Annotated in this window: 3 protein-coding genes; 2 read left to right on the forward strand and 1 reads right to left on the reverse strand. The window is 72.1% G+C overall.

Translation table 11 applies throughout. The features are described from left to right. Positions 1-14: 14 nt before the first annotated feature. A complete protein-coding gene (locus ACFU5O_RS25340) occupies positions 15-347 on the reverse strand; it encodes an antibiotic biosynthesis monooxygenase family protein (protein ID WP_384244082.1) in 333 nt (110 codons plus the stop codon). 249 nt (positions 348-596) lie between these two features. On the opposite strand from ACFU5O_RS25340, the gene ACFU5O_RS25345 reads away from it, so the two are divergent. After that, positions 597-785 (forward strand): DUF6381 family protein, encoded by a 189-nt coding sequence (locus tag ACFU5O_RS25345; protein ID WP_384244084.1) that lies wholly within the window; start codon positions 597-599, stop codon positions 783-785. Positions 786-1575: 790 nt separating this feature from the next. Further along, a complete protein-coding gene (locus ACFU5O_RS25350) occupies positions 1576-13746 on the forward strand; it encodes an amino acid adenylation domain-containing protein (RefSeq protein ID WP_384244085.1) in 12171 nt (4056 codons plus the stop codon). The last annotated feature ends 303 nt before the right edge of the window (positions 13747-14049 follow it).

The raw sequence follows: 14049 nt of genomic DNA on the forward strand, positions 1-14049 counted from the left end.
GTGCTGGGGTCGACTCACTTGGAGTGGGCAGACTCGACCCGGTACAGCCGCGGCTGTGCGTCCGTCGCGATCGTCGCCGCCTGGTCCATGTGGATGCGGGCCTCGGGGTTGGTGAGCATCGCGCGATAGTGCTCCTCGGACTCCCACTGGGCGTAGTTGATGACGCGCTCGCCGTCCTGGGAGGCGTGGAAGTTGGCGCAGATGAAGCCGGGCTGGTGCTTCATCGTTTCTTCGGTGGCGCGGGCGAGCAGGGCGATGAGCTCGGCCTGGCGGTCGGGAGCGACGGTGAAAACGTTGATGAGTGTCGCCACCGGGCGGGTGGTGTCGATGTTCGCGGTAACAGTCATGATCAGAGTGCTCCCCTTACCATGCTCGTGGAGAGCGGACGCGGGTCAGCATTCCCTCGATCGGACGCGGACCGTGGATCCTCGCCGGCACTCCGCCGGCCGGAACCCGAGCGTGTAGCCGAATGCCTGTGACGACTACGCGGGGCGGAGCTGCAGGGATAGCGGTGGGTAACCGTTCGAGGTGCGCGGTTGTGGGGACGCTGATTCGCTGATGAGGCCAACCCCCCTCCGCAGATCCAAGGAGCGATCATGAGCGTTGCAGGTGAATCCGGCAAGCGTGCCCAGCAGATGCGTGCCAAGGTGCAGGAGATGAAGGACGCGGCCGAGCGCGCCACCGACCCGGAGGAGCGTAAGCGCCTCATGGAGAAGGCTCGGCGGCTGCAGGAGCAGAGCGAGCAGGAGAGCGGCAAGGGCGGCCAGCGCATCGACCCCCTGTAGTCACCCCGGCTCGATCCAACGGCCGGTGGCTTTTCTCGCCCCCCGAGGCGAAGGAGGCCATCGGCCGTTCGTCTGCGTCGCGCGTCCGAACGGGCCGTGAAGGATCTTGCTGCCTTTCACATACTCCTTCCGGCCTGACTGGGAGGGGCAGTTCACATACGAGCGTGGCGGCTCGTGCACTCGTGTATCCCTCTGACTCACCCAACTGGATCGGGGTGTTCCCGGGCTGAGCGAGACGATGATGTCGTCCGCTTGCTTCTGGTGCGACGCGGCCGAGTGGTCCAGGTGGTCGGAGATGTTCGCGCACGCGTTCATGAGCGTCTTCAGCTGCTGAGCCCAGATGCCGTTGACTTTCCGCAGGGCTGTACCGGTCTCGTAGCCGGCGTTGAGGACGGCGATGGACGCGTCGTGCGTGGTCTGCCGGGCATGGTCGCCGTCGTCCGCGAGCCGGTTGCACAGACGTTGCCACCGCGTTGGTCAATCGATTGTCCGCCATCACGCCAGGATTTCCTGCAACTCGCGACATGCCCGATATCGGCATCGCCCCGGTCAAGCTCATGGAACGACTCGGCCTCAGGCCGAGCGTCGAGTGCGCCCGCATGTACACAGGTCACCGCAGGTATCTTGGTCACGACCTCTCTCGAATCGGATAGCTGCGGCTGTCGGTACGGGCGTCGTCGGCGTCCGCAGCATCGGAGTTGCAGCGGCGTATCAAGGGCGGCGTGCCAGAGGGCGGCGGGGCGGACGGCACCATGTGCCTGATTACTGCGTACTTCTGACGAACGGGCCGATGGGCGACATGACACTGCTGCACATACTGATGGACGCGGCTCACGAGGCCCCTGAACAAGTCATCGTTCACGTCCGCGGCGACGGCAGTGAACTGACCGTCACCGTTCGTGAGCTCCTCGACGCGTCATTGCGTGTGGCCGGTGGATACCTGGAGGCGGGCGTTGCGCCGGGTACGTGCGTGCCCTTGCTGGCCGACCGCAGCGAGGACTTCCAGCCGATGTTCTGGGGCGCGCTCGCGGCCGGTCTCGTGCCCGTGCCGCTGGCTCCGGACGTCCGGAGGGTCCTGCCGGTCTGCGAGCTTCTGGGATGGCCGCCCGTAGTGGTGGACGCGGTGACCGAGTCGCTGCTGCCCGAACTCCCCGACACGGTACGTGCCCTGAGACTGGACGACCTACGGGAGGGGCCGGCGATCCCTACGCCGGCGGCCGCCGGACCTGACGATCTCGCCTTCCTGCAGTTCTCCTCCGGCAGTACGGGCGCACCGAAGGGCGTCGAACTGACGCATGCGGGGGTGGTGGCCAACCTGGAGCAGATTCGGGCCGCCGCGGCCCTCGACGCCGAGGACGTGGTGGTCAGCTGGATGCCGTACTTCCACGACATGGGACTCATCGGCACCCATCTCGCCCCGCTCGCCGCCCGCGCCAAGCAGGTGAAGATCGGCCCGCTGTCATTCGCCAAGAGGCCGCTCGTGTGGTTCGACGTCGCGGCACGGCACCGGGCCACGGTGCTCTCGGCGGCGAACTTCGCCCTTGCGCTGGCTGTACGGCGGGTCCCCGACGAGGCCCTCGCGCGGCTGGACCTCTCCTGCGTACGGCTGATGCTGGTGGGAGCCGAGCCGATCGCGGCGACGGTATGGCGGGATTTCGCGCGTAAGACCCGGCCGGCGGGCCTGGATCCGCGGGCGGCTCAGCCGGTCTACGGACTGGCCGAGGCGACGCTGGCGGTGACGTTCCCCCCGTTGGGCGAGGTGGCCGAGCCGCTGGTTGTCGAGCGCGCGGCGCTGAGCCGCGGCCTGGTGGTGGATGTCTCCCCGGGCGCTTCCGCTGTGGAACAGGTGGAACTGATGGACGTCGGCCACCCGGTGGCGGGCTGCACCGTCCGCATCGTCGACGACGGCGGCCTGCCTCTGGGTGACCGGAGGGTGGGGCACATCGAGGTGCGTGGCCCGCAGCTCGCGCGGGGCTACCACCGCCTTCCCGAGGTCACGGCGGAGGCCTTCGCCGACGGTTGGCTGCGCACCGGCGACCTCGGGTTCCTGCGGGACGGGCGCCTGTGTGTCAGCGGGCGCCACAAGGACGTGCTTTTCCTCAACGGCCGTAACTTCCACGCACCGGATCTGGAAGGCGTGGCGTCCGCCACGCCCGGACTGCCTCCGGGCGCCGCGGCGGTGATCGGCTCGACCGACCCCGTGACCGGTGGTGAGCGCGTCGTGGTCTTCGTCCCCTGGGCGCGGCCACCGCGCGCTGCGGCCGAGGTGCTCGACCGGGTGGCGGCTCGCGTGCGCGAGGCCCTGCTCCACGACGACGTACGGGTACTGGCCCTGCCGCCGGGGGCGTTCCCCCGAACGACGAGCGGCAAACTGCAACGACAGCGGCTGCGGGTCCGATTCGAGGCGGGCGCGTACCCGGCCAGTGACGCCGTCGGCCTCAGGGCGTCGGAACCGTCGGAACCGTCGGAACCGTCGGAACCGTCGGAACCGCACGCCGACGCGCCTCAGGCGATCGTGCCCCGCTCGCGGCCGGAGACGGAGCGCGTCGTGCGGGGCGTGTGGGCGCGCGTGCTGGGCCTCCCCGGGACCGCCATCGGCCCGCACGACCGGTTCGGCAGTCTGGGCGGTACGTCGCTCAAGGCGATGGAGGTACTCGTCGCGCTGGAAGAGGCCTTCGCCACCGCTCTGGCGCCGGCCGTCATGCGGGACCACGACACGGTCGCCGCGCTCGTGGACCATCTCCTCACCACCGCTGAGACGGCTACGGCAGCCGATACAGCAGCGGATACGGCCGACAGCCCGGACGTCAAGCAGACCGACGAACCTGTGAACGCGCCCACCACGACCGCGATCATCGGCATGGCCTGCCGGTTTCCCGGAGCCGCCACGCCCGACGCCTTCTGGGAACTGCTCGCCGAAGGGCATGACGCCGTCACCGCCGTGCCGCCGGGGCGATGGGAAGCCTCCGCGGACCAGCGGCATGCACCTGCGGCACCGCACTCCCCACGATGGGGCGCGTTCGTCGATGACCCGGCCGACTTCGACGCCGACTACTTCGGCATCGACGACGAGGAGGCCCGCGCGATCGACCCGCAGGCCCGGCTCTTCCTCGAACTCGCCCACGAGGCCCTGGAACGCGCCGGCTACGCGGGCCCCCGGCGGCGCGGACGGCGGATCGGTGTCTTCGCCGCCGTCGGGGAGAGCGGCTACCGCGAGATCCTGGACCGGGCGGCGGCGGCGGACGGCTCCGCGTTGCCCGTCTCCGCGCTGACCGGGAATCTGCCCAACCTCATCGCCGCCCGTGTCTCCCAGAGCCTCGATCTGGACGGGCCCGCACTTGCCGTGGACACCGCGTGCTCCTCGGGTCTGGTGGCGCTGCACCTGGCGCGGCGAAGCCTCCTGGACGGAGAGTGCGATGTCGCCGTCGTCGGCGGGGTCAACCTCAACCTCACGCCGACCGGATACCGACTGCTGGAAGGGGCGCAGGCCCTGTCGCCCACCGGGCGCAGCCGGGCCTTCAGCGGCGCGGCCGACGGCTTCGTGCCCGGCGAGGGCGGCGCGGCGATCGTGCTGACGCGCCTCAGCGAGGCCCAGCTGCACGACGATCACGTACTCGCGGTGGTGCGCGGCACCGCGGTGAACAACGACGGCAGGTCGCTGAGCCTCATGGCGCCCAACCCGCTGCGCCAGCGGGAGGTCATCACCCGGGCTTACCAGGAGGCCGGTGTCGACCCCGCATCGGTGACGTATGTGGAAGCTCACGGTACGGGCACGGCCGTCGGCGATCCGATCGAGCTGCAGTCCCTCGCCCATGCCTTTCCGCCACGGGCCGACGGGCAGCCACGGCTGCTCGGTTCGGTGAAGACCAACTTCGGACATCTCCTGAACGCGGCTGCCATGCCCGCGCTGCTGAAGGTGGTCCTGGCACTGGGCCATGGCCGGCTTCCCGCCTCACTGCACCACACGCCGTCCTCGCCGGGTCCCGGGCAGGCCGGCTTCGCCGTGGTCACCGAACTCCGCGACTGGAGGTCGACGGGCCCTCTGACGGCGGGGATCAACGCCTTCGGCTTCGGCGGCACCAACGCCCACGCCGTCCTGGAACAGGCTCCACCGCCGACTCCCCGCGCCTCGCGGGACGGCGGCGGCTCCCATCTGCTGACCCTGTCGGCGCGCAGTGCGGCAGGTCTGCGCGCGTGCGTGTCCGGGCTTGCCGCTCATCTGCGGAACCATCCGCAGGTGGACGAGGGGGATGTCTGCCTGACCGCGAGCACCTCCAGAGACGACGGGCCGTACCGTCTTGCCGTCGTCGCCGACGGTGATCTGCGCGCACGCCTGGACGCGGTGACTGCCGTCGGCATCCTGCCCGGAGCCTCGGCGGACACCGTCGCCACCGTGCCCGCGGAGCCGACCGCCGACACCGGCGACCACACCGGCACCTCGGCGGGATTCCCCGCGGTCGGCGGCCGGGCCGTTCGGCGCGACGCGGTGTCGGGGGTGTCCGCCGGGACCGTCGCCCGGTCCCGGCCGAGGGTCGTCTTCCTGCTCCCAGGCCAGGGGACGTCGCACCGCCCGGGCCAGGGCCGCTCGTTGTACATGACGGCACCGGTGTTCCGGGACACCTTCGACGAGGCGTCCGCTCTCCTCGGTCCTGTGCACGGGCGGGACCTCGTGGCCTGGTGCCTGGACAAGGAGGCGGATCCCGCCGCGCTCGCCCTGACGGAGGTCGCCCAGCCGCTGCTCGTCACGTTCGGTGTGGCCCTCGCCCGCCAGCTGCGGAGTTGGGGCGTGGAGCCGGATGCGGTCGCCGGACACAGCGTCGGCGAGATCGCCGCCGCCTGCGTCAGCGGGACGCTGACCCTTGAAGACGCCGTACGGTTCGCCGCCGAGCGTGGTCGTCTCATGGGTCGGTTCACCGAGCCCGGCGCCATGGTCACCGTGCGCGGCGGCGAGGAGGCTGTCGCCGCTCTGGTAGCTGCGTCGGAGGAGACACTCGCCGTCGCCGCCAGGAACGGCCCCGGTCAGCTGGTGCTCTCCGGTGCCGCGCGGGCGGTGGCGCGCGCGGCCGGCGAACTGACCGCGCAGGGCATCGCCGTACGTCCTCTGCGGGTGTCCCGCGCTTTCCACTCACCGCTCATGCGACCGGTCGCCAACCCGCTGGCCGACGCGGCGCGTGCACTCACACTGCGTACGCCGTCGGTTCCGCAGATGAGCACGGTCACCGCGGAGTGGCAGCCGCTGCTGGACCCGGAGTACCTGCGGAGCCATGCCCTGCGGCCTGTGCTCTTCGGCGCCGCCGTGGAGCGGCTGCTCGACGAGGGGTACGACACGTTCGTGGAGCTCGGCCAGGGCGCGACGCTGTCGGGCCCGGCCCGAGCGGCAGCGGGGAGCCAAGCCGTGGCGATACCCGCGCTCCCGGCCGCCCCTGACGGCGTGACAGGTGGAGCAGCAGCTCCCGGTGTCCGCGACGGGCGGGGTGCCCTGCTGGAGACCGTCGGGCGGTTGTGGTCGCGCGGTGTGCCGGTGGACCGTACCGTGCTCGACGCGGGTCACCACCGCGTCCCGCTGCCCCCGTACCCCTTCCAGCGCCGTCGGCACTGGGCGGAGCCGCCGACGAGCCCCTTGCTGCATCAGGTCACGTGGGAGCACGCCCCACTGCCGAACGACTCCGGCACGGTGGGCTCGGTTCTGCTGACAGGCCCTGACGCTTCTTCCGTACGCACGCTCACGGAACAGCTCGCCGCGCGTGGCGTCACGGTGCACGGTACGGGTGACGCCCCGCCCGACACGGTCGTCCTTCTCGCCGGGCCGGCTTCCGACCTCGATACGCCCGCGGCTCTCAGCCTTGCTCAGGACACCGGTCTGACGGCTTTCCGCGAAGCACTCGCGCTGCTCGACGAGACGCGGGCCGGGCGTCTGCTGCTGCTGACCGAGGACGTGCACACCACGTGGGCGGCACCCGAACGGCCGCGCCCGGCCCAGGCCGTCCTCATCGGCCTCGGGCTGGCTCTGCCGCAGGAGATCCCGGGACTGCGGGCGACCAGCGTCGACCTCTCCTCACTCGACACTCCGTCGGAGCGGCTGGATGCCGTGCTGGCCGAGTTGGGTGCGGAAGGCGTGCCGGGGGCGGACGGTACGGTCGCCTGGCGTGCGGGGCGCAGGCTGAGCCGTACCTTCACACCGTTGCCGGCCGCTGCCGTGTCCCCCGGGCCGACTCCGCTGCCCGCGGACGGCACCTTCCTCATCACCGGAGGCGGCGGCGGGATCGGCGCCGCGCTCGCCCGCGACCTCGCCGGTCGCGGCCGCCCGACACTCGTACTCGCAGGCCGCTCCCCCCAACCCCCCGCGGGGCTGATCGACGAACTCGGCGCGCTCGGCGCCACCGTCCGGTACCACGTGGCCGACCTGTCGGTCGAGCGGGACGTCGACGCTCTCATCGCCCAGCTGCCTTCATTGGATGCGGTCTTCCACGCCGCGGGGGTGGTGCGGCCCGGGACGCTGCGGAACAAGACCCCCGAGGAGATGACACAGGTGCTGGCCGCCAAGACGCGCGGCAGCCATCTGCTCTCCCTGGCACTGCGACGCCATCGCGTGAGCCCGGCGGTATGTGTGGCGTTCTCCTCGATCTCCTCGGTGCTGCCCGGTCTGGCCGGTGCCCTCGGCGACTACGCCGCCGCCAACGCCTTCCTGGACGCGTTCGCCGCCTCGGAGCGCCGGGCCGGGCGGCCGTGGCAGTCCCTGAACTTCGCCGCGTTCGCCGAGACAGGACTCGCCGCGGCGCTGGGCGCGGACTCTGCCCGCGTGCCGCACAGCGGTGCGTCGCGTGGCGGGGGCCGGCCGTTGGCCACCGCTCCGGCGCTGGCGGCGCTGCGAACGGCGTGCGACACCGATGCGGCCCAGTTGCTGGTCGCCGACCTGACACCGGCGCGAACAGCACCGGTATCAGCACCAGCGGGCGAAAAGCCACTCGTACGCGACCACCCGCTCACGCCCGGCACCGCCGGGTTGCTGCGGCAGTTGCTGGGCGCGGCGTTGCACCTACCCCCCGCCTCCATCCCCGACGACGAGCCGTTCCTCTCCATGGGCCTCGATTCGCTCACCGCCGTCGACCTCGTCAAGCAGCTCGAACAGGCCCTGGGCAGAACGCTGCCCACCACGCTCTTCTTCGAGTACCGGACCGTCCGCGAGCTGGCCGCGTGCCTCGAGGACTCGCCCGCGACGGAAGGAGGTGGCGACACGGCCTCCCTCGGACCGGCCCCGGACGGGGCTCTGTTCCCGGTGACCCCCGTCCAGCTGGCTTTCCACACCAGCGGTCGGCTGCACCCGGACATCTCGGCCCACGGATACGTCCGGCAGACGATCCGCGGCCCCCTCGACACCGGCCTGCTCGGGCAGGCCCTCGCCGCCCTCGCCGACCGGCACACCATGCTCCGGATGCGTGTCGAGCACGGCGGAGCCACGCCACGACAGTACGTCGCGCCTCCCGCGGCCCTGTCCGCCTGGTACGAGGTGCGCGAGTTGGCCGAGAGTATCGAGGAGCTCGAAGCGGCCCTGTGCAACCGGCCGTTCGACCTCGCCGCCGAGCCTCCGGTACGCGCGGTTCTCGCCCGGGAGAGTGCGGACCTGGCCCACCTGGTGCTGGTGATCCACCACGCGGCCGGCGACGGATACAGCCTCAACGTCCTCGGTGAGGAACTGTGGTCGCTCTACACCGCCTTGTCCCTGGGACACGAGCCTTCCCTGCCGCCGCTAGATCTGGACTTCGCGCGGTACGCCGCCACCGTCGAGGGGGACCGGTCCTCCGCCGCCTCCGCGGCGGACCGTCGCTACTGGTCCGAGCGACTGGCCACGCTGGGCGAACAGCTGCGGCTTCCCTACGACGGCGATCCCACCGCGCCTCCCTCGGCCCCGCTCGCCACCCACCAGAGCGCACTCGACCCGAAGCTCACCGAGGCGTTGCGGGAGCGCGCCGCCGCTCACGGGGTGTCGCTGTTCCACCTGCTGCTCGCCACCTACGTGCGATGCCTTGCGCGGTGGAGCGGCCGGCGCGAGTTCACCGTCAACATCGCCCGCGCCCGGCGCGACGCCCGGCTCCTCGGCCTCGACCGGCTCGTCGGTCCGCTCGCCGACACCCTGCCTGTCCTGTGCGAGGCCGACCAGGACGAGCCGGTTCCGGTGCTGGCCGAGCGACTGCGGCGCAGCTGGCTGGAGAGCGAACGCCATGCGGCGCTCACCAGCCTCGACCTGGCCCGTCTGCTGCCCGGAGACAACCGCGGCCCCCGGACGGCGAGTCCGGCGAGCTTCAGTTTCGCCCGCTTCCCCGCGGCCCGGGACGAGCGCTGCCCGGTGGCGGTGCGGCCGACCGCGGCCGGGACCGCCTCCGCCGCGACCCGGCTGTCCCTGCTGTGCTGGGAGGACGAGCCGATCCTGCGCTTCTCCTGGAACTTCCCCGTCCGGCTCTTCGACCCGACGACCGTGGCCCGGCTGGCCCGTGAGTACCAGGACGAGCTGGTGGCGCTGGGCAGCCCGCGGGCCCAGCTCCCGGCTCAGCCCTCCGTGCCGCTCCCGCCCGCCCGGCAGGAGACGGGCTTCGCCACCGTCGTCGCACGGTTGCTCGCCCAGTTCCGGGCCACCCCGGACGCGGTCGCCGTCGACACCGGCGGGACCACCCTGACGTACGCGGAGCTCGAGCGGGCCTCCCGCTCGCTCGCCGACCGGCTGCGCGCGCACGGTGTCACGCCCGGAAGTCTCGTCGGGCTCCTCACCGAGCCCGGGGCGGACACCGTCGTCGGAGTGGTCGCCGTCCTGCGGGCCGGTGCGGGCTGGGTACCGCTGGACCCCAGCCACCCTTCCGCCCGTCTGGCGGACCAGATCGTCCGGTCGAGCGCGAGCACCGTCGTCTGCCACGCCCCGACGCGCGCGGCGGCCGACGCCCTCCCTGGCGTGGCCCTGGTCTCCGTCGACGGACCGGCACCCACCGCACAGGCCGAAGTGCCCGGGGAACCCGGGCACTCGGACACCTCTGTTGACGCCGACTCCGTCGCCTATGTCATCTTCACCTCCGGCTCCACCGGCCGCCCGAAAGCGGTGCCCATCACGTACCGGGCGATGGAGAACTACCTGGACTGGGCCCTCCGCACCTTCGGCTACGCCGCCGGGGACCGTCTCGCCCAGACGGCGTCGATCTGCTTCGACGCCTCCGTCCGCCAGTTGCTCGCCCCACTGCTGGTCGGCGCCACGGTGGTGGCTGTGCCATGGCACCTGGTCCGTGATCCCGACCTTCTGCTGACGCATGTGGAACGGGCACGGATCACCGTATGGAGCTCCGTACCGACTCTGTGGGAGCGACTGCTGACGGCGGCCGAGGAGCGGGTACGGCGCGGTTCGCCGCGGCCCGACCTGTCCGCCCTGCGGTGGATCCACGTCGGCGGCGAGGCGCTGTCGGCCGAGTACGTACGCCGCTGGTTCGACCTCTTCGGCGACGGCCAGCGGATCGCCAACCTCTACGGGCCGACCGAGGCGACCATCAACGCGACGTGTCATCTCATCACCGCGCGCCCCGGCGACGAGGTGCGCCGACTGCCGGTCGGCCGCCCGATCACCGGTACGGAGGTGGACGTGGTCGGCCCGGACGGGGAGCGCCTGACGCCCGGCGAACCCGGTGAGCTCCTCATCGCCGGTATCGGGCTGACACCCGGCTACCTGGGTGACCCCGCCCTGACCGCAGCGGCGTTCACGACAAGGAGGGGGCGGCGCTGGTATCGCAGCGGCGACCGGGTCCGGCTCTCCCCGGACGGCACACTGGAGTTCCTGGGACGACTTGACGACCAGGTGAAGATCCGTGGGCACCGCGTCGAGCCGGGCGAGATCGAAGCCGTACTCCAGACGCATCCGGACGTCGCGCACGCCGTCGCGTGCCTGCGGGACGACCGCCTGGTCGCCTTCGTCACGTCCAGGCCCGGCGCACCCCGGCCGAACGCCGTGGCCCTGCGGCTGCACTGCGCGAGCGTCCTGCCGCAGTACATGGTTCCGGCCCGCATCACCCACGTCGACGAGCTGCCGCTGACCGGTACGGGCAAGATCGATCGCCGCGGACTCCTCGCCTCCCGGGCCGACGGCTCCGCGCCCCGCACCGAGGCGTCGACGGCAGCCTCCCGTCGTACCCCTCCGGCGACGCCGACCGAACTCCGGCTGGCCCGCATCTGGTCCGCGCTGCTCCAGGTCGCCGAGATCTGCCGTGAGGACGACTTCTTCGCCCTCGGCGGTGACTCCCTGCTCGTTCTTGAGGTGTTCGCACGGCTGGAGAAGCAGGGCGGTCCGCTGCCCAGGCCGACCGTCATCTACGCCCACCGCACACTCACCGCCCTCGCCGCAGCGGTGGATGCGGCTGCAGAGGACCCCGACGCAGCCGAGGCCGTGGCGGACGACCGGGCGACCGGCCCAGCGCCTGCCGATGCGGATGCCCCCGTCGACGCGGGGCCTTCACCCTTCCCCGTCACGCCCGGCCAGCGCGGCTTCCTGCTCGCAGAAGCGATCGCACCGGGCGCCGGCTCGTCATGGCTCGCGCGACTGCGCCTGTCCGGACCCCTGCGTACCGACCGTTTCCAGGCGGCGGTGGACGTCCTCGTGGCGCGGCATCCGATGCTGCGTACGGTCTTCCCGGCCGGGGCGCGGCCACCTGTCCAGCAGGAACTGCCGCCCGCGATGCGCCTGTCCGTCGACTTCGAAACGCTCGCCGCGCCTCACCTGTTGGACGAGAGGGTCACCGCCGAGGGACGGCGTCGCTTCGAACCATGGGCCTGGCCCCTGTTGCGGGTGCGTGTGCTCACGCTCGCAGCGGACGAGCACGTGCTCGTCGTGCACGGCCACCACATCATCGGCGACGGGTACAGCGCCGCGCTCCTCGTGCGAGAGCTGATGGCGGTGTACGACCGGCTCACCCGCGGCGAACCCGCCGGGCTGCCCGCGCTGCGCTCCACCTTCCGCGACTACGCCGCCCACCTCACCCGGCCCGCCGAGGACCGACCGGTACGGATCCGTGCTCCGTACCGGATGCCGGTGCTGCGGGCGGGTGTCGCAGGTGGTCCAGGGGAGGGCAGCGCGTTTCGCTCGGCCGGTTTCGTCATCGGCGCGGACCAGGTGGAACAGCTGCGCACGCTCGCGTCCGGCGCCGGCGCCACGCTGTACGCGCCCCTGCTCACCGCGTACTACCGGGCGCTGGTGGCCGTGACCGGCGAGGCGGACCTCATTCTCGGCCTGGCCGTGACCGGCAGGGACCACTCGCTGCCCGACGTCAACCGGGTGTTCGGCCCGTTCGCCACCGCTGTCCCCGTACGTCCGGCCGGTCCGGACTCCGCCGCAGGCTCCCCGGACCCTGACGCCGTCGGCGACTTCGGTGACGATCTGCGGCGGGTCGTCGCCGAGGCCGTCACGGCGAGGACGTACGACGGCCCCGTGCCACGGCAGGCCAGTGGTCTTCCTCTGACCTCCCAGTTCTTCTTCACGTTCCTGGACTTCTCCGCCCTGGGCCCGGAGAGCGGGGAGACGTTGAAGGTCGCATGGGACGAGAGCGACAGCGAGTTCACGCCGCCTCCGGTCGGTACGGATGTGTTCATGGCGGTGCGCCCCGACGGGAACCGTCTCCGAGTCACCGTGCGCGCTTCGGCGGCGGCTTTCAGCTCGGTCGCCCTGGCCGCGTTCACGGACACGGTGCGCAACGGGCTGGCGCAGGCGGTGACCCGCCCCGAGCCGAGCCGGACCGCACCACAGCGCGAGGAGCGGACCGCACCGCACCACGAGGAACAGATGGATGCCGCCCTCGTCGGCTATCTGCCCTCGCCCGCCCATCTCGCGCGGCTGGCGGGCCTGCCCGCGCGGGCGCTGCCGCGCGAAGAGCTGCGCGCCCTGCTGTTCCCGGACGGCCGGCCACGGCTTCTGGAGACCATGACGACACCGCTCGGCCGGTCGGGCTTTGTGTGCGTTCCGCTGTTCGCGGACGAACTCACCGCCGGGGAAACCCTTCTTGGGCACACCACCCGTGCGGTGAGCCATGCGTCGTCCCTCGGCGCACGGTCCGTCTCCCTCGCGGGCATGATCCCGTCGCTGACCGGCTACGCGTTCGACGTGCTCCGGGCGGCACCCACGACCGCCGCGACCGCGGCCGTCACCACCGGTCATGCGGCGACGGTCGTATCCGTCGTCAGGACGGTGCATGCCGCGCTCGAAGCCACCCGGCAGGAGCTGAGCGACCTCACCGTCGCGGTCGTGGGGCTCGGATCCATCGGCGCGTCGTCGTTGGAACTGCTGCTCACACAGGCACGGCGCCCGCCCGCCCGGCTGCTGCTGTGTGATGTGACGGGCAGCGGGCCGCGGTTGAAGGAGCTCGCACGGAGCCTGCGGGAGCGTGCCCTGGCCCCTGTCGTGGACGTGGTGGAGTCGGACGCCGGGCTTCCCGCCGCCGTGTACGAGGCCGGCCTCGTCGTCACCGCGGTCAGCGGCGGCGGCGCGCTGCTCGACATCGACCGGCTGAGGCCCGGCACGACGGTGGTCGACGACTCGTTCCCGCACTGCTTCGACACGGACCGCGCGATCGGCCGGATGCAGTCCCGTGAAGACGTGCTCGTGGTCGGCGGCGGACTGCTCGCCGTGGGCGACGCCGAACGGCGCGTCGCCGACGGGCTACCGGCCGCGGCGGCGGCCGGGTACCTCGCGCAGCCGTGGCTCGCGGGCACGCTTGCCTCTTGCCGGCTGGAGTCGTTGCTGCACGCGTCCGGCGCCGACGTACCGCTGGTGCACGGCCTGGTCGACGGGAGGGTTGCCCTCGCGTACTGGGAGGCGGTGGAGAGGGCCGGGGTGCGGGCAGCGCCGCTGCACCTGCTCGGCCACACCGTCGACAGGGCCGCGCTCACCGGCTTCCCGCGACAACGCGAGGTAACCGAACGCTCACCAGGCGCTGCTGGGTGATGCGACGGCGTCGTTCGAGCCACGCTGCCGGGGGCCCGGCCGTGCCGCCTCCTGCCGGCGCTCAGGCCTCGCGAGCCCACGCCCTTGCTCGCGGTCGGCCACGGGAAGAGGGCGTGCTCCTGGAGCATCAGGGCGGGCCGGGCGGAGGCTCCCAGGATGGTGACGGGCGGCGTGCGACAGCGCGGTGGTGTCTTCGGCAGCCTTGGCTAGCGTGGTGGCCATGGTCGTCACCTCCTGGGAGCGGGGATGGGTGGGCTTCTGCGCGTGTTACTCGGCGCCGAGTCCGGCGTCGGCGACCTCGGG

It is taken from the genome of Streptomyces sp. NPDC057445, assembly GCF_042802855.1.
Taxonomy (GTDB): Bacteria; Actinomycetota; Actinomycetes; order Streptomycetales; family Streptomycetaceae; genus Streptomyces.

Coding starts and splice junctions, on each gene's coding strand:
- ACFU5O_RS25340 (WP_384244082.1), bottom strand. CDS start 347: ATGACTGTTACCGCGAACATCGACACCACCCGCCCGGTGGCGACACTC.
- ACFU5O_RS25345 (WP_384244084.1), top strand. CDS start 597: ATGAGCGTTGCAGGTGAATCCGGCAAGCGTGCCCAGCAGATGCGTGCC.
- ACFU5O_RS25350 (WP_384244085.1), top strand. CDS start 1,576: ATGGGCGACATGACACTGCTGCACATACTGATGGACGCGGCTCACGAG.